Below are 15888 nucleotides of genomic sequence, written 5' to 3'. Positions count from 1 at the left end.
TAACCAGAAACATTTTTGACCGGATAAATGGTCCGTAAAGATGGTGCCGCTCCCCACGCGACGCCCTCGCTCAGAAGCCCATCACGCCGGTCAGACGATGGCGATTAACGTCCCTCGCTCGCCACGCTTTTAATTTTTGACAAAGACAGGAGAGTTCATGAAGCCAACCGTCAACCGTGCGACGCAGAAAACGGTAAAAGCAACGGTCAAGGCGACCGTCGTCGCAGCGATGATCGGCTTTTTCGCGGCAGGCGCCGCTCACGCGCAATCGAGCGTATCGCTCTACGGCCAGGTCGACGAATGGGTCGGCGCAACGAAGTTTCCGGGCAGCGACCGCGCCTGGAACGTGAGCGGCGGCGGCATGTCGACGTCCTACTGGGGCATGAAGGGTGCGGAAGACCTGGGCGGCGGCTACAAGGCGATCTTCACCCTCGAGAGCTTCTTCCGCGCGCAGAACGGCCGTTATGGCCGCTTCGACGGCGACACGTTCTTCGCCCGCAACTCGTACGTCGGCATTCAAGGTCCGATCGGCACGTTCACCGCGGGCCGCCTGACTACGCAGCTCTTCGTCTCGACGATTCTCTTCAACCCGTTCGTCGACTCGTACGTCTTCTCGCCGATGGTGTCGCACGTGTTCCTCGGCCAGGGCACGTTCCCGACCTACACGACGGATCAGGGCGTGACGGGCGATTCCGGCTGGAACAACGCCGTCCAGTACACGACGCCGGACTTCAACGGCCTGTCGGGCAGCGCGATGTACGCGTTCGGCAACAACGCGGGCGATGGCCGCTCGAAGAAGTGGAGCGCACAGTTCCTGTACTTCCACGGCCCGTTTGCGGCGACCGGCGTGTATCAGTACGTCAACTTCAATGCGACGCCGGGCGACCTGCCCACGTCAAATGCGTTCGTCACGCCGGGCTTCAAGAGCCAGAGCGTCGCGCAACTGGGCGCGTCGTACGACATGAAGTACGTCAAGTTCTTCGCCCAGTACATGTACACGAAGAACGACATCGAGCCGACTTCGTTCCACGTCAACACGGGGCAGGGCGGTGTGACGGTGCCGGTCGGCCCGGGCACGGTGATGGCGTCGTACGCGTACTCGCGCAGCAACGGCGGCCTCGACCAGACGCACAAGAGCTGGGCCGTCGGTTACGACTATCCGCTCTCGAAGCGCACCGATGTCTATGCGGCCTACCTGAACGACAAATACTCGGGCATCTCGTCGGGCGATACCTTCGGCGTCGGCGTCCGCGCGAAGTTCTGAAGCACGCCGGGCACAAACGAAAACACCGCGTCGAGTACGCGGTGTTTTTTTGTCCGGACGACGAACGCGTCAGCGAATCGCGAGGCGCGCTTTCGTGTCGTCGTATTCGCGCTTGAGCCGCGCGACCAGTTCGGCCACGCTCGGCACATCGTTCATCAGGCCGACGCCCTGGCCCGCGCCCCAGATGTCCTTCCACGCTTTTGTCTTGCTCGAACCGTCGCCGAAGTTCATCGCGGTCTTATCGGACTCGGGGAGCGCGTCCGGGTCCAGCCCCGCATTCACGATGCTCTGGCGGATGTAATTGCCGTGCACGCCCGTGAACAGGTTCGTATAGACGATATCGGACGCGTTCGCATCGACGATCGCCTGCTTGTAGCTTTCGAGTGCGTGCGCCTCGCGGGTCGCGATGAAGCGCGTGCCCATGTAGGCGAGGTCCGCGCCCATCGCCTGAGCCGCGAGAATCGATCCGCCATTGGCGATGGAACCCGACAGCACGATCGGCCCGTCGAACATGCGCCGCACTTCGCCGACGAGCGCAAACGGCGAAGTCGTGCCCGCGTGCCCGCCCGCGCCCGCCGCGACGAGAATCAGTCCGTCGACGCCGGCTTCCAGCGCCTTCTGTGCGTGACGCAGATTGATGACGTCGTGCAGCACGATTCCGCCGTAGGAATGCACCGAGTCGATCATCTCCTTGACGGGCGCACGCAGGCTCGTGATGAAGATCGGCACCTTATGCTCGACGCACACGCGCATGTCGTGTTCGAGCCGCGCGTTCGACTGATGCACGATCTGATTCACCGCGACCGGCCCGATGACGGCATCGGGATTCGCCGCCCGGTATTCCGCGAGCGACGCCTGAATTTGCGTGAGCCATTCGTCGAGCAATTCGGCCGGCCGCGCATTCAACGCGGGAAACGATCCGACGATGCCCGCCTTGCATTGCGCGAGCACGAGTTCGGGATAACTGACGATGAACATCGGCGAGCCGATGACCGGCAACGCGAGGTTCTGCAGGACGGCTGGAAGTGCCATGCGCGAGTCTCCAGATTGGTGTTCTTGCGGCCCTCGAAGCGGCGCTTATAAGCATGCACCGGGACGCCGCCTGAGAACGATCGTTCGATTATAGGCACGACGCGTCTCCGAGCGATCCGCAAATTCCGAGGACTTCTTCGGTTTCGGGGCAAAGGCGGCCATCGACGTGAAGCAGTTCTGACGCCACGCCTACAATGAGTCGAACCTCACAACAAGAACACACCATGTCTTTCGCCGATTACGAGCCGTTCCGGATCGAAGGCGCCGATGCGGGCGTCGCCATTGCAGGCATGAAGGGCGGCGACGGTCCGCCGCTTCTGCTGCTGCACGGCCATCCGCAAACGCACGAGATCTGGCACAAGTGCGCCGATGTTCTCGCGCGCCACTTCACCGTCATCGCGACGGATCTGCGCGGTTATGGCGCATCGGGCAAGCCCGAGAGCGACGAGCATCACACGCCGTATTCGAAGCGCGCAATGGCCGCCGATCAGATCGCGGTGATGCGTCACTTCGGCTTCGAGCGATTCCTCGTCTGTGCGCACGATCGCGGCGCAAGAGTCGCGCATCGCATGGCGATGGACTTTCCCGACGCCGTCGATCGCCTGATGCTGCTCGACATCGCGCCGACGCTCGCCATGTACGAAGCGACCGACCGTGAGTTCGCAACCGCCTACTTTCACTGGTTCTTGCTGATCCAGCCGTCGCCGCTGCCGGAGTTGCTGATCGGCGGCAATCCGAATGCGTATATCGATCGCGTGATGGGCAATCGTCACGCCGGCCTCGCCCCGTTCGCACCGCATGCGTTGCAGGCGTATCGCGATGCCCTGGCGCAGCCCGGCGCCATCTACGCGATGTGCGAGGACTATCGCGCGTCGGCGAGCATCGACCTGGAGCACGATCGCGCCGACCTCGAACGCGGCGCGAGGGTCGCGTGTCCGCTGCGCGTTTTGTGGGGCAAGGAAGGCGTGATCGAACGATGCTTCGACGCGCTCGAAGAATGGCGGCGCGTCGCCCGCGATGTGAGCGGCCAGGCGTTGCCGTGCGGCCATTACATCCCCGAGGAACAGCCCAACATGCTGATCGACGAGATGCTTGCGTTCTTCAAAGCGGACGCGTCGTGAGGTGAAACCGGTAAAGAAGACGGGCAGTCATCCGGTCTTTAGCTGACCGTTAAACTTCTGTAGGGAAAGCACCGATGCACGCGTAATAGCGTCGGGTTAGCATGGTCTCGACGTTGATCACGTCTATGTTCGCCGCTTGCCGTAGCTGACAAGCGGCTTTCTTTTTTTTGTGCTTCAACTCGCCGATACGATACCGGCGCTGACCGTCACCGCGCCCGCCTTCGCCAGTTCCCCGACGACTTTCTCGATCAACGCACGCCGCTCGCCGGGCGCGGCGAGCGCATCCGCGGCGGCGCGCATGACGCGGGCGTTCGAGGTCATCGCGAGAAGCGCGTCGAAGCTCATCGCGCGCACTTCCATCAGCTTGAAGACGAGCAGCACCTTCAGCGCGTTCTTTGCGTTGCGCGCGGGATCGGCTTGCAGGTAGTCGAGCCGCGACGACGCGACATCGAGCGCACGCGCGACATCGCTGAACGGGGCGCCGTGGCCGGGAATCACGATGTCGATATCGAGCCGCGCGATCAGATCGAGCACCGCACGTTCTTGCGCGAAGCCGCTCTCGCCCTCCAGTTCCGGAAAAATCACGCCAAAGCCGTTTTCCCACAATGCGTCGGCGCTGATGAGCACGCGCGCATCGGCGCAGTAGAGCATCAGTGAATGCGGGTCGTGGCCGGGCGCGCCGAGCACGGACCACGGCAGGCCGCCGAGCACAAGCGTCGCGCCGTTTTCGATGACGCCCGTGAAGCCGAAGCGCTCGCAGTTCTGCCCCGTCGCGTCGAAAGTCAGCGCGTCGCGGTTCCAGTCGCGAACCGCTTCGGCTTCGCCCGATGGAATCAGCGTGCCGCAGCCGTAGGCCGCCTGAAGCAGCGCGTTGCCGCCGCAGTGATCCGAATGCAGATGCGTGTTCACGATCAGACCGAGCTTGCGCGCGCCCAGCTTCCGTTGCACCAGCGCGAGTGTTTGCGGCGCGTGCGAGCCGTAGCCCGTATCGACGAGCGCGGTGCTGTCGTCGCTCGTGAACAGCACGTTGTTCGACGAGAGCCAGCCGCGCTCGAATACGGTCATCGAGTCGGGCAGCGTCTTCATGCCGGCATCACGACGATGGTCGCCGTCGCCTTCATCACTGTGTCGCCCGCCTGATTCAGCGCACCGCCCGCGAGTTTAACGAGATCGCCGCGCAAGCTCGCTTTCCACTTCGCTTCGATGACCTGCCAGCGCATCGTGATGACATCGTTCGCTTTCACCGCGCGCGTCAGCCTGATGCCGAATTCTAGCCCCAGCGGCTGCGCGTATCGGGAGAAATGCGTGGCGATCATCGCCATCAGATGCGCGGTCGGCTGCGTGCCTGACGCGATCAGCGCGCCGAAGCGGCTCGCCCGCGCGTAGGCTTCGTCGTGATGCAGCGGATTGCGATCGTCGACGAGCGTCGCGAAATGGCGGATCGAATCGGGCGGCAGCGAAAGCGTCGCTTCGAACGATTCGCCGATCATCACGACACGCGCACCCTGCCGGCGGCTTTCGACGCGATCGAGCACGGCGTGCTTTGCGTCGTCGTCATACGCGGACCACGCGGCGATCTCGTCGATGGTGCGAAAGCAGCCATCGCAAAAGCCGGTCTCCGCGTTCATGCGGCAGACATCGACGCAAGGCGACGCCACGCCGTTCATGACGACGCCGTCTCGCGCAATGCGACATCGACGACCGGCGCGCCCGTCAGTTCGACCAGCTCGCGCGGCGACAGATTGAACACCGCATGCGGATGGCCGGCCGCGGCCCACAGACTTTCGAGCGCGAGAAGGTCTTCGTCGATCAGCGTGACCGGCTCGACCGCGTGACCGATCGGGCAGACGCCGCCGATCGCATAACCCGTTTTCTCGCGCACGAACTTCGCGTCCGCGCGGGCCAGTGCGCCCACGCGCGCGGCGACCTTCTTCTCATCCACACGATTCGCGCCGCTCGCGATCACCAGCACGGGCGCGTCGTCTTCGCGGCGTCGGAAGAGAATGGACTTGGCGATCTGTGCGATGGCGCAGCCGAGGCCGGCCGCCGCTTCCGCCGATGTCTTGCCGGTCTCGGGCAGCATGACGACCGGATGCGGATGGCCGCGTTCCTTCAGCAGCAGCGCCACGCGGCGCGCGGAATCGGGCAGGGCGTCGAGTTCTGTCGGTTCGATCATCGTTGTTGTCCTTTCACGCACATGCTTCCACGCCGCCCTTCTTCGCGAGCAGCGCCTTGCCCGCACGCGATGCGCTCGGCTTGCCGATCGCTCGCGAAATGAAGTCGCCGATGTCCACGAGTTCGTCCAGATTCACGCCGGTTTCGATCCCGAGTCCGTTCATCAGATACACGACGTCCTCGGTCGCGACGTTGCCGGTCGCGCCTTTTGCATACGGACAGCCGCCGAGCCCCGCGACCGACGCATGAAAAATCTCGATGCCTTCCAGCAGCGCCGCATAGATGTTGCCGATGGCCTGGCCGTAGGTATCGTGAAAATGCCCGGAGAGCCGTTCGCGCGGAAACACCTTCGACGCCGCCGCGATCACTTCGCGCGTGCGCGTGGGCGTGGCGACGCCGATGGTATCGGCGATGTCGATTTCATCGCAGCCGAGCGCCTTCATGCGCTCGACGACATCGACCACGGATTCGACGCTCACTTCGCCCTGATACGGGCAGCCGAGCGCGCACGAAATGCTGGCGCGCAGACGCATGCCCGCGTCTTTCGCCGCTTTGGCGACCGGCTCGAATCGCGCGATGCTTTCCGCGATGCTGCAATTGATGTTCTTCTGCGAGAACGCTTCGCTCGCCGCGCCGAAGATCACGATCTCGTCGGCCTTCGCTTCGAGCGCGCCTTCGAAGCCCCGCATGTTCGGCGTGAGCACGGAGTAGATCGTGCCCGGCCTGCGCTCGATGCCGGCGAGCAGCGCGGCGGCGTCGGCCATTTGCGGCACCCATTTCGGCGATACGAACGAGGTCGATTCCACGTTGACGATGCCCGCGCGCGCGAGGCGGTTCACCAGCTCGATTTTCGTTTCCGTGGGCACGAACGTCTTCTCGTTTTGCAGGCCATCGCGCGGCCCGACTTCGACGATCTTTACTCTGGATGGAATCATGCTTGTCTCCTTCGAATGTTTCTGGCTTGCGCTCAATAGCCGCGCTTGAAATCCACCACGCCGCTTATCGTCTCGCCGCGTGCCAGGGCTCGAATCTTCGCGGCGATCTGCACGATGCTCTCTTCGCGCAGCGTTTCCGCCGCTATGTGCGGCGTCACGCCGATGCGCGGATGCCGCCAGAACGGATGCTCCTTCGGCAGCGGTTCGACATGGAACACATCGAGCATCGCGCCGGCGAGCTGGCCGCTGTCGAGTGCATCGATGAGATCGGCATCGACGAGATGCGGGCCGCGCGCCACGTTCACCAGATAGGCGCCGCGCGCGAGCTTGCCGAACGCGCGCGCGTTCAGGATTCCTTCCGTGTCCGGCGTATGCGGCAGCAGATTGATGATGACGCGCGTGCCGTCGAGAAACGCGTCGAGCTGATCGCGGCCCGCGTACACCGCGACGCCTTCGATGTCCTTCGCCGTGCGGCTATAGCCTCGCACGGACACGCCTAGCCGCCGTAGACCCTGCGCCACTTCCGCGCCGAGCACGCCGAGGCCCAGCACGCCGACCGTGAAATCCTTGCGCGCGTGTTGCGTGAGCTTTTCCCAGCGGCCTTCGCGTTGCAGCGCTTCGTATTCGTCGAAGCGGCGCATGTAGCGCAGCACCGTATAGGTCGCGTATTCGACCATCTGTTGCGCCATTCCGGTGTCTTCCAGACGCACGAGCGTCGCGTTGGGCGGCAGCGTGCCGGGTTCCTTGCGCTCGACATCGAGGATGGCGTCGACGCCCGCGCCGAGATTGAACACGGCCTTGAGATCCGGCCGGTTCGCGAACAACTCGCGCGGCGCGCGCCAGACGATCGCGTAGTCGGCGGGCGCGGTATCGCCCGGTTCCCATGCGCGAAGGTCGGCGTCGGGCAACTCGCGGGCGAAGCCGCGCAGCCAGGCGTCGATGTCAGTGTTCTGTTCGTAGAAGATGATTTTCATGCGGCTCATTTGGCAAAGAGCTGGCCGATGTCGTTGAACGCCTTGAACTCCAGCGCGTTGCCGCACGGGTCGAGGAAGAACATGGTCGCCTGCTCGCCGGGTTGGCCCTTGAAGCGGACATGCGGCTCGATGATGAACTTCGTCCCGACGCCCTTCAGACGCTCGGCGAGCGCGTGCCAGTCGCTCATCGCGAGCACGACGCCGAAATGGCGCACGGGAACGTCGTCGCCATCGACGGCGTTCCGCGCGGCCGGCCGCGCCTCGTCCGGCGAAAGTTGCGCGACCAGTTGATGACCGAAGAAATCGAAGTCGACCCAGTCGGGCGAGCTGCGGCCTTCCGGGCAGCCGAGCAGTTCGCCGTAGAACGCGCGCGCGTTATCGAGGCTCGTGACGGGAAAGGCGAGATGGAACGGTTGCAGCGTGCGCTGCGTTCTCGAATGATCCGCGTGCTCGAAGCGGTCGGCGGATTCGTCGGGCAGATCGGACATACGGCCTCCGTGTGATGTTTTGGGACATTCTACGTGCGGATACAGGCGGCGTTCGCATCGCGCATATGGAAATGACGATTGAATCGTTCGCGCATGAGATGCATCACGGGACAATGGCGCATGGACAGAACGCTGCGGGCGGAACAGGCATGAACACGATCGACGAACCCTTCAGGCGGCCGATGCTCGTCACCGTGCCGGGGCTGCATGGCAGCGAGGGCGCGCATTGGCAGAGCTGGCTGGAGCGGCAGTACGTGGAGGCGGCGCGCGTCGAGCAGGCGGATTGGGATGCGCCGCATCTCGACACGTGGGCGAGCGCGGTGGAAATGCGGCTCGATGAAATGCGCCGGCCTGTCGTGCTGGCCGCGCACAGCTTCGGCTGTCTCGCGACGGCGCATGCGCTGCTGCGTGGAAGCCTGGGGACGAAGGTCGTCGGCGTGCTGTTCGTCGCGCCCGCGAGTCCGGCGAAGTTCCGCCTCGCCGGCCGCTTCGAGCCGATGCGGCTTGCGGTGCCGTCGATCCTCGTCGGCAGCGAAACCGATCCGTGGATGCCGCTCGACGACGCACGCGATCTCGCCCGTCAACTGGGCAGCGCGTTCGTCAATCTGGGCGATGCCGGGCACATCAACACGTCGGCGGGCTATGGGCCGTGGCCGCACGCGAAGTATCTCGTCGATACGCTCGCGCACTGGGCGCCGCCTGCGGAATTCGGCGCGGAAGATCAGTTCCTGCGCGAACACGCGTATGGATGACGTGCGCCGCCCACCGTCCGATACACTCGATGGCCGCCTTCGCGCGGCCTTTCGCGTCTTTATTGCAACCGTTCTTTCGGGGAGTCACATGGCGGCATTCAGGAAGCTCGCGCTCGCGGCGGGCGCGGTGTGGTGCATGGCGGCGGGCATCGCGCACGCGGAGACCACCTTGCTCAACGTGTCCTACGACGTGACGCGCGAACTGTACAAGGATATCGACGCGGCCTTCGTCGCCGATTACAGGAAGCGCACGGGCGAGACGGTGTCGGTGCGGCAGTCGCATGGGGCATCGAGCGCGCAGGCGTTATCGGTGATGCAGGGTCTTCAGGCCGATGTCGTCACGATGAACCAGCCGAACGATATCGATCTGCTCGCCGAGCGCGGCCAGCTCGTGCCCGCGAACTGGCGCACGCGTCTGCCGAACGGCAGTTCGCCCTACACGACGACGATGGTCTTCCTCGTGCGCAAGGGCAACCCGAAGAACATCAAGGACTGGAGCGATCTGGCGCGGCCCGGCGTGCAGGCGATCATCGCGAATCCGAAGACCTCGGGCAATGGCCGCTATACGTATCTCGCCGCGTGGGGATACAAGAAGCGGCAGGGCGCGACCGATGCACAGGCGCAGGACTTCGAGAAAGCCATTTTCAGGAACGTGCCCGTGCTCGATACCGGAGGACGCGGCGCGACGACGACGTTCACGCAGCGCGGCATCGGCGACGTGCTGGTGACGTTCGAGAACGAAGTCGGCCTGATTGAGAGCGGCGCGGGCGCGAAGGATTTCGATGCGGTGTATCCGTCGGCGAGCTTGCTGGCGGAGCCGCCGGTATCCATCGTCGACAAGGTGGTGGACAAGCGCGGCACGCGCAAGGAGGCGCAGGCATATCTCGACTTCCTCTATACGCCGCAGGCTCAGGAGATCATCGCGCGGCATCACTTGCGTCCGCGTAACGCGGAAGTGCTCGCGAAGCATGCGAGCGAGTTCAAGCCGCTGAAAACCTTTACCGTCGATGAGATGTTCGGGAGCTGGCAGAGGGCGCAGCAGACGCATTTCGCCGATGGCGGGACGTTCGATCAGGTGGTGGTGGACCGGAAGTGATCCTTGCGGGGCTCGCATATTGGATGCAAGCCCCGCACCACTTATCCGGCGCTCACGTTCCCCGCCGCCTCTGCCCGCATCCCCAGACGCTCGATCAGCTTCCTGTCCGCTTCCGCCTGCGGATTGCTCGTCGTGAGCAACTGATCGCCATAGAAAATCGAATTCGCGCCCGCCGCAAAACACAGCGCCTGCAACGCCTCATCCATCTGCTCGCGCCCTGCGGACAGCCGCACCATCGCCTTCGGCATTGTGATACGCGCGACCGCGATCGTCCGCACGAATTCGAACGGGTCGAGCGCCTCCGTGCCGGTCAGCGGCGTGCCCGCCACCTGCACGAGATTGTTGATCGGCACCGACTCCGGATACGGCTCCATGTTCGCCAGTTGCGAGATCAGCCCCGCGCGCTCGCGACGCGATTCGCCCATCCCGACGATCCCCCCGCAACACACGTTGATGCCCGCATCGCGCACATGCTCGAGCGTATCGAGCCGGTCCTGATACGTGCGCGTCGAGATGATCTGGCCGTAAAACTCCGGCGACGTATCGAGGTTGTGGTTGTAGTAGTCCAGCCCCGCATCGCGCAGGCTGTGCGCCTGATGCGCTTCCAGCATGCCGAGCGTCACGCACGTTTCCATGCCCATCGCCTTGACGCCGCGAATCATTTGCTTGATCGGCTCGAGATGCCGATCCTTCGGATTGCGCCACGCCGCGCCCATGCAAAAGCGCGTCGCGCCGTTGGCCTTCGCGGTCTCGGCGGCCTTCAGCACCGCATCGACTTCCATCAGCTTGTCGGCCTTCACGCCCGTTTCGTGATGCACCGACTGCGGACAGTACGCGCAATCCTCCTCGCAGCCGCCCGTCTTGATCGACAACAACGTGGACAACTGCACCGCGTTCGGATCGAAATGCTCGCGATGCACCGTCTGCGCGCGATACACCAAATCGTTGAACGGCAAGTCGTAGAGCGCGACGACATCCGCGACGCGCCAGCGCGCGGGCGTCGGCACGTTGACAGGCGTTGCGGCTTCGGCAGTAATGGTCTGCGTCATATGAGTTCAGTCCTTGAGTTGGAGCCGGTCGAGCAGAAGGCGCGCGTCGAGATGATCGGCGGCGCGCGACGCATCGGCCGGTGCGAGATGAGGAATGACGCCGATGAGCGGCGCATCGATGAGTTGTTCAAGCGTCCGAATGTTTTCGTCGGGATACAGCATGTCCGGATCGACGCGGTTCGCGACCCAGCCCGCGAGCGTCAGCCCGCGCGATGCAATCGCTTCCACGGTCAGCAGCGCATGGCTGATGCAGCCGAGCCGCATGCCGACGACGAGCACGACCGGCACGTTCAGCGCGACGGCGAGATCGGCGGTGTCGTGCGTATCGTCGAGCGGCACGCGAAAGCCGCCGACGCCTTCCACCACGACGATATCCGCCTGCGTCACCGCGAAGCGATGCGCCTCCACGATGCGCCCGATATCCAGCGCGATACCTTCACGCGCCGCCGCGATGTGCGGCGCAATCGGCTCGCGCATCATGAACGGCGTGCGAATCCCGGGCGGCAGCGCGACGTTGGCGGCGGCGTCGAGCTGATCGGCGTCGTCGTTATGCAGCACGCCATCGCGTTCGGCCGCGCCCGAGGCGATCGGCTTCATCGCGGCGGCGCGCAGGCCCGCACGAGCAAAGCCGTGCAACAGCGCGGCAGAAACGAAGGTCTTGCCGATCTCCGTATCGGTTCCGGCAACGAATAAGGATAAAGCGGTCATAGCGTAGTCAGAGCGTGATCGAGGCGTGCGAGGTCATCATCGGAATGCGCGGCCGAGAGCGAAATGCGCAGACGCGACGTGCCCGAAGGCACCGTCGGCGGACGGATCGCCGGCACCCACAGCCCTTGCGCATCGAGCGCGGCGGCGAGCGCGACGGTTTCATCGTTGCCGCCGATGACGAGCGGCTGCACCGCAGTCCGCGATTCGACCGGCAGCCAGCGCGTACGTTTCAGCATCGCGCGCGTCGTTTCGATGAGCGAAGCCAGATGCGCGCGCCGCTGATCGCCTTCGTCGCTGGCAATGATCCTGACGCTCGCCGATACCGCATGCGCGACCGCCGGCGGCGACGCCGTCGTGAAAATATAGGGCCGCGCGCGCTGCACGAGCCATTCGATCACGGTCGCGTCCGCGCACACGAACGCGCCCGCGACTCCCGCCGCCTTGCCGAGCGTGCCGACATAGACGAGGTGCGGCGAGCGCAGCGCACAAGCGCTAAGCGCGCCGCGTCCTTGCGGTCCGAGCACGCCGAAGCCGTGCGCGTCGTCGACGACGAGCCACGCGCCATACTTCTCCGCCACGTCGACGAGGCGCGCGAGCGGCGCGATATCGCCGTCCATGCTGAACACCGAATCGGTGACGATCAGCTTGGTCGCGGTTTCATCGCGCGACGCGTCGAGCATGGCGTCGAGCGCGTCGATGTCCGCATGCGGATAAATCTGCGTCTGCGCGCGGGAAAGCCTCACGCCGTCGATCAGCGACGCGTGGTTCAGCGCATCCGAGAAGACGAGCGTGCCGCGACCGGCGAGCGTCGTCAGCACGGCAAGGTTCGCCATGTAGCCGGTGCTGAAGTAGAGCGCGCGCGGATCGTCGACGAAGCCGCCCGAGAACGCGGCCAGATCGTCTTCGAGCTGCGCGTGCGCGCGGGAATGGCCGCCGAGCAGATGCGATCCGCCGCTGCCCGCGCCATACCGCGACGCGCCTTCCGCCAGCGCCGCGCGGATCGCTTCGTGGGCGGCGAGGCCGAGATAGTCGTTGCTTGCGAAGCCGATCATCGCGCGGCCATCGACGGTCATGTGCGCGGAATTCGCTCCGTCGATGGTGCGGCGGCGACGGCGCAGGCCGCGTGCGTCGATATCGGCGAGACCTTGTTTCAGCGCATCGAAGAGCGCGTCGGACGAGCGCGTCATGCGGCCTCCCCGAGTGTCGCGTCGAGCGTTTCGCGCGTGCGTGCGGCAAGCAGCGCGAGTTCGTCGTCCGTCAGGATGTACGGCGGCATCATGTACACGGTCTTGCCGATCGGGCGCATCAGCAGTTCGCGCTGCAACGCGTTGGCGAAGAAGCGGCGCGAGAACGTCTTGTCGTCGATATCGACATCGAACGCGAAAATCGTCCCGCGCTCGCGCAGATTGCGCACGCGATCATGCTTCGCAAGCGGCTGCAGGGCTTCGCCCAGCAACGCGGATTTGCGCCGGTTCTCCGCAAGCACGTTCGCGCTGTCGAACAGATCGAGCGTCGCCAGCGCCGCGCGGCATGCGAGCGGGTTGCCCGTGTACGAATGCGAATGCAGGAAGCCGCGCGTCACGTCGTCGTCGTAAAAGGCGGCGTAGATGTCGTCGCGCGTGAGGACGATCGAAAGCGGCAAGTAACCGCCGCTGATGCCCTTCGACAGGCACACGAAGTCCGGCCACACGGCCGCCTGCTCGCACGCGAAGAACGTGCCCGTGCGCCCGCAGCCGACCGCGATTTCATCGGCGATCAGGTGCACGCGGTATTCGTCGCAGAGCGCGCGCAGGCGTGTGAGATACGACGCGTCGTACATCGCCATGCCCGCCGCGCATTGCACGAGCGGCTCGACGATCACGGCGGCAAGCTGCGCCGCCCGTGCTTCGAAGAGCGCGCGCATCGCAGCGATGGCTTCGTCGACGCCCGCCGCAGCCGGCGATGCGACCACATGCGCGTGACGGATCAGCGGATCGTAGGCGTCCTTGAAAAGCGCGACATCCGTCACGCCGAGCGCGCCGATGGTCTCGCCGTGATAGCTGTTCGCGAGACACGCGAACTCGCGCTTCTCGCTTTGCCCGCGATTGCGCCAATAGTGAAAGCTCATCTTCAGCGCGATTTCTACCGCCGACGCGCCGTCGGACGCGAAGAACGCGTGGCCGAGCGTGTGCTGCGTGAGCGCGGAAAGACGCTCAGAGAGTTCGACGGCAGGCGCATGCGTGCAGCCCGCGAGCATCGCGTGCTCGAGCGTGTCGAGCTGATCCTTCAGCGCGCGGTTGATATCGCCGTTCGCGTGGCCGAAGAGGTTGACCCACCACGAACTAATGGCGTCGAGGTAGCGGTTGCCCTCGTGGTCGTAGAGCCACGCGCCCTTGCCGCGCGCGATCGGCACGAGCGGCACGCGCTCGTGGTGCTTCATCTGGGTACACGGATGCCACACCGCGGCGAGCGAGCGCGCGACCCAGTCTTGATTCGCTTCTGTGTTCAAAAACGGCTCCCAGGCCCGCGCGTGACGCGAGCCGGTACATCGGTCAGGCCGTAGGGCCTGCGCATTTCGAGGAAACGCGCGAGACATCGCGCGCTCCAATTATCCCGAAAATGAGCGCGCGCTTCCCTTTTCGACGGACATTTGCGGCGAGCGGACGTGCCCATCAAATGAGCGGCAACGCGTTATCGCGCGCATCTTCGCCGATCCTGATGCGTACGCGAAAGATCGCGGCGCAAGATGCAAAAACGCCGGCGCGCGGGCCGGCGTCTGTTTGAAGCCTGAGTGCCGAGCGTTCAGCGCGATGCGGTCTGCGTTTCCGCTCCGGCACCCTTCCACACGACGGCGTCATCGACCGCGTAGAGCCTGCACGGATCGGCGCTTTGCTTCTGGCATCCCGCGATGGCGACGGACATCGGATCGTCGCCGCCTTCGGCCCACGACCACGCGCCCGAATCGGATACGGCGAACGCGCGGCTCGAATACTGGTTCAGGAAATTGCGATACCCGGCGCGCCCGTTCTCGTCGACGAACGGCACGGACTGCACCGCATCGAGATTCGCATAGCCGGAAGCCTGCGGCGCACGCGGCTCGGCAACCTGATACTGCACCGACGTCGGCATGCCGATTTGGGCGAGGAACGCCTTCACGCGCGGCCACCAGACCAGCACGCCATCGCGATCGCCGACGAGCCGGTGGGCGTCGCTCTTGTAGGAACCGAAGTCCAGCATGTCGGCATGCGCGCCGTGCGCGACGAACGCGCTGTACATCTGCGCGGAGAGGTCGCCTTGCCAGACCGAGTCGTTGTCGCCATAGAGCCACAGCGACGGCAGGCGCACGTGTTCGCCGTAGGCGCCGAAGGCACTGACGAGATTTTTCTGCCAGCCCGCGCATTCGTCCTGACGCAGCCCGCCCGAGAAGTTGATGAGGCCGCGCACGCCCGGCGCGGCGATGGCATCGCGTGCGCCGTAGGCCATCGTGGTCAGGCCGCCGTGCGACGTGCCGGCCACGACGATATGCGTCTTGTCCACGTACGGCTGCTGGCTCATGTAGGCGACGGTCGCGGCGACGTCGCGCGCCTGCCCGAAGCCGTTTGCCTCGACGTTGCAGCCGTGGCCCGTGTAGTCGCCGCCCGAACCCGCGAAGCCGCGACGATTCGGCACGACGACGACATAGCCGTGACGCACGAACTCACGCGCGAGCGCGATGGGGCGATTGCGCGGCTGCGCGTGCGCGTTGCCGGGGAGCTTGCCGTGATTGAAGACGATCATCGGGAACGGGCCCGCGCCGTCCGGTTTGAAGACAGTGGTTTCGAGCGCGATGTCGTCTTCCGGCACGCCGATGACAGTCTCGTTCAGACCGTTGGCGACGACAGGCAGGCTGGGATCGAGCGCATCGGGAATCTTGCCGAAGACCGGGGCCGACAGCCCCTCGGACTGACGCACGCCGCCGATCGGTTCGGCGCGGGCGGCGGACGTGACGAACGCCGTCGCCAGCGAGCACACCATGCTGCATCCGACCAACCAGTTTGTGATCGCCATCCGTGAACTCCGACTGCATCCCATCGATGTTGATGCGGCGTGGCCCGGACACTGCGCTGATCGAAGTCACAAACCTGTCGCGCTGCTCGCGGGGAGCAGTATCGATTACTGGTTTCGGGAGTCCTGCCTCGGCGAGGCACGACGAATGGCTTCGAATAGGCGTTGAAACGGGGCGCCGCTCTCTGCCAAGCGCGGAACTGACAATGCGCTGGCGCAAAGAGAGATTACCCGTTCAAAATTGCACTGCACAATAAAGGAAACCCCGTAA

The 15888-nt window shown here is 64.8% G+C and carries 16 protein-coding genes; 4 read left to right on the top strand and 12 right to left on the bottom strand.

Annotated features, from left to right (window positions below; translation table 11 throughout):
• The first annotated feature begins 157 nt into the window (after positions 1-157).
• On the top strand, positions 158-1264 hold the full coding sequence (locus LDZ21_RS13200; protein WP_035967179.1) for a porin: 1107 nt from the start codon (positions 158-160) through the stop codon (positions 1262-1264).
• A 69-nt stretch (positions 1265-1333) separates the two neighbouring features.
• Here LDZ21_RS13200 and LDZ21_RS13195 read toward each other — a convergent pair whose 3' ends face one another.
• Complete coding sequence (locus tag LDZ21_RS13195; RefSeq protein WP_244793670.1) at positions 1334-2296, bottom strand: NAD(P)H-dependent flavin oxidoreductase; 963 nt, start codon at positions 2294-2296, stop codon at positions 1334-1336.
• Positions 2297-2520: 224 nt separating this feature from the next.
• Here LDZ21_RS13195 and LDZ21_RS13190 point away from each other — a divergent pair, with 224 nt between their 5' ends.
• A complete protein-coding gene (locus LDZ21_RS13190) occupies positions 2521-3417 on the top strand; it encodes an alpha/beta fold hydrolase (RefSeq protein ID WP_244793669.1) in 897 nt (298 codons plus the stop codon).
• 174 nt (positions 3418-3591) lie between these two features.
• Here the strand turns inward: LDZ21_RS13190 and LDZ21_RS13185 are convergent, their stop codons facing one another.
• Genes LDZ21_RS13185 through LDZ21_RS13160 form a run of 6 tightly spaced genes read right to left on the bottom strand, consistent with a single transcriptional unit; the run spans position 3592 to position 7989 of the window.
• A complete protein-coding gene (locus LDZ21_RS13185) occupies positions 3592-4503 on the bottom strand; it encodes an MBL fold metallo-hydrolase (protein ID WP_244793668.1) in 912 nt (303 codons plus the stop codon).
• Positions 4500-5045, bottom strand: a complete 546-nt coding sequence (locus LDZ21_RS13180) for a DUF1289 domain-containing protein (RefSeq protein WP_244794853.1) — start codon at positions 5043-5045, stop codon at positions 4500-4502. Before LDZ21_RS13180 ends, LDZ21_RS13185 begins: the two co-directional genes overlap by 4 nt.
• Before the next feature lie 35 nt (positions 5046-5080).
• Positions 5081-5593 carry a YbaK/EbsC family protein gene (locus LDZ21_RS13175; protein ID WP_244793667.1) on the bottom strand — a complete coding sequence of 171 codons (513 nt, stop codon included), beginning with the start codon at positions 5591-5593 and terminating at the stop codon, positions 5081-5083.
• Positions 5594-5606: 13 nt separating this feature from the next.
• Positions 5607-6527 carry a hydroxymethylglutaryl-CoA lyase gene (locus LDZ21_RS13170; protein WP_035967168.1) on the bottom strand — a complete coding sequence of 307 codons (921 nt, stop codon included), beginning with the start codon at positions 6525-6527 and terminating at the stop codon, positions 5607-5609.
• A gap of 32 nt (positions 6528-6559) precedes the next feature.
• Positions 6560-7501, bottom strand: coding sequence for a 2-hydroxyacid dehydrogenase (locus LDZ21_RS13165; RefSeq protein WP_244793666.1), 942 nt, complete (start codon positions 7499-7501; stop codon positions 6560-6562).
• 5 nt (positions 7502-7506) lie between these two features.
• Positions 7507-7989, bottom strand: a complete 483-nt coding sequence (locus LDZ21_RS13160) for a VOC family protein (RefSeq protein ID WP_244793665.1) — start codon at positions 7987-7989, stop codon at positions 7507-7509.
• A gap of 149 nt (positions 7990-8138) precedes the next feature.
• Between LDZ21_RS13160 and LDZ21_RS13155 the strand changes: the two genes are divergently transcribed.
• Both LDZ21_RS13155 and LDZ21_RS13150 read left to right on the top strand, forming a co-directional pair.
• Positions 8139-8741: an RBBP9/YdeN family alpha/beta hydrolase gene (locus tag LDZ21_RS13155; protein WP_244793664.1), complete on the top strand. Its 603-nt coding sequence runs from the start codon at positions 8139-8141 to the stop codon at positions 8739-8741.
• Positions 8742-8829: 88 nt separating this feature from the next.
• Positions 8830-9837, top strand: a complete 1008-nt coding sequence (locus LDZ21_RS13150; protein WP_404980486.1) for a sulfate ABC transporter substrate-binding protein — start codon at positions 8830-8832, stop codon at positions 9835-9837.
• Positions 9838-9878: 41 nt separating this feature from the next.
• On the opposite strand, the gene bioB is transcribed toward LDZ21_RS13150, so the two are convergent.
• The 5 genes from bioB to LDZ21_RS13125 all read right to left on the bottom strand — a co-directional run bounded on the left by bioB (position 9879) and on the right by LDZ21_RS13125 (position 15620).
• Positions 9879-10886, bottom strand: coding sequence for a biotin synthase BioB (gene bioB, locus LDZ21_RS13145; RefSeq protein ID WP_244793663.1), 1008 nt, complete (start codon positions 10884-10886; stop codon positions 9879-9881).
• Positions 10887-10892: 6 nt separating this feature from the next.
• Positions 10893-11594, bottom strand: coding sequence for a dethiobiotin synthase (bioD, locus tag LDZ21_RS13140; protein ID WP_244793662.1), 702 nt, complete (start codon positions 11592-11594; stop codon positions 10893-10895).
• On the bottom strand, positions 11591-12781 hold the full coding sequence (gene bioF / locus LDZ21_RS13135; RefSeq protein WP_244793661.1) for an 8-amino-7-oxononanoate synthase: 1191 nt from the start codon (positions 12779-12781) through the stop codon (positions 11591-11593). The genes bioD and bioF overlap by 4 nt, the downstream gene beginning before the upstream one ends.
• Entirely contained in the window at positions 12778-14082 is a 1305-nt protein-coding gene (locus tag LDZ21_RS13130) for an adenosylmethionine--8-amino-7-oxononanoate transaminase (protein ID WP_244793660.1), read from the bottom strand. The genes bioF and LDZ21_RS13130 overlap by 4 nt, the downstream gene beginning before the upstream one ends.
• Positions 14083-14375: 293 nt before the next feature.
• Positions 14376-15620: a dienelactone hydrolase family protein gene (locus tag LDZ21_RS13125; RefSeq protein WP_244793659.1), complete on the bottom strand. Its 1245-nt coding sequence runs from the start codon at positions 15618-15620 to the stop codon at positions 14376-14378.
• Positions 15621-15888 lie beyond the last annotated feature (268 nt).

It is taken from the genome of Caballeronia grimmiae, from assembly GCF_022879615.1.
GTDB lineage: Bacteria > Pseudomonadota > Gammaproteobacteria > Burkholderiales > Burkholderiaceae > Caballeronia > Caballeronia grimmiae.
Note: the sequence above shows the minus strand (reverse complement) of the source record. Positions and strands in the feature narration are given on the sequence as shown.

Bases quoted from the DNA above. Each gene is read 5' to 3' on its own strand.
- LDZ21_RS13155 (WP_244793664.1), top strand. From the start codon at position 8,139: ATGAACACGATCGACGAACCCTTCAGGCGGCCGATGCTCGTCACCGTG.
- bioD (WP_244793662.1), bottom strand. From the start codon at position 11,594: ATGACCGCTTTATCCTTATTCGTTGCCGGAACCGATACGGAGATCGGC.
- LDZ21_RS13150 (WP_404980486.1), top strand. From the start codon at position 8,830: ATGGCGGCATTCAGGAAGCTCGCGCTCGCGGCGGGCGCGGTGTGGTGC.
- LDZ21_RS13185 (WP_244793668.1), bottom strand. From the start codon at position 4,503: ATGAAGACGCTGCCCGACTCGATGACCGTATTCGAGCGCGGCTGGCTC.
- LDZ21_RS13170 (WP_035967168.1), bottom strand. From the start codon at position 6,527: ATGATTCCATCCAGAGTAAAGATCGTCGAAGTCGGGCCGCGCGATGGC.
- LDZ21_RS13180 (WP_244794853.1), bottom strand. From the start codon at position 5,045: ATGAACGCGGAGACCGGCTTTTGCGATGGCTGCTTTCGCACCATCGAC.
- LDZ21_RS13175 (WP_244793667.1), bottom strand. From the start codon at position 5,593: ATGATCGAACCGACAGAACTCGACGCCCTGCCCGATTCCGCGCGCCGC.
- LDZ21_RS13195 (WP_244793670.1), bottom strand. From the start codon at position 2,296: ATGGCACTTCCAGCCGTCCTGCAGAACCTCGCGTTGCCGGTCATCGGC.
- bioF (WP_244793661.1), bottom strand. From the start codon at position 12,781: ATGACGCGCTCGTCCGACGCGCTCTTCGATGCGCTGAAACAAGGTCTC.
- LDZ21_RS13165 (WP_244793666.1), bottom strand. From the start codon at position 7,501: ATGAAAATCATCTTCTACGAACAGAACACTGACATCGACGCCTGGCTG.
- LDZ21_RS13190 (WP_244793669.1), top strand. From the start codon at position 2,521: ATGTCTTTCGCCGATTACGAGCCGTTCCGGATCGAAGGCGCCGATGCG.
- LDZ21_RS13125 (WP_244793659.1), bottom strand. From the start codon at position 15,620: ATGGCGATCACAAACTGGTTGGTCGGATGCAGCATGGTGTGCTCGCTG.
- LDZ21_RS13160 (WP_244793665.1), bottom strand. From the start codon at position 7,989: ATGTCCGATCTGCCCGACGAATCCGCCGACCGCTTCGAGCACGCGGAT.
- bioB (WP_244793663.1), bottom strand. From the start codon at position 10,886: ATGACGCAGACCATTACTGCCGAAGCCGCAACGCCTGTCAACGTGCCG.
- LDZ21_RS13200 (WP_035967179.1), top strand. From the start codon at position 158: ATGAAGCCAACCGTCAACCGTGCGACGCAGAAAACGGTAAAAGCAACG.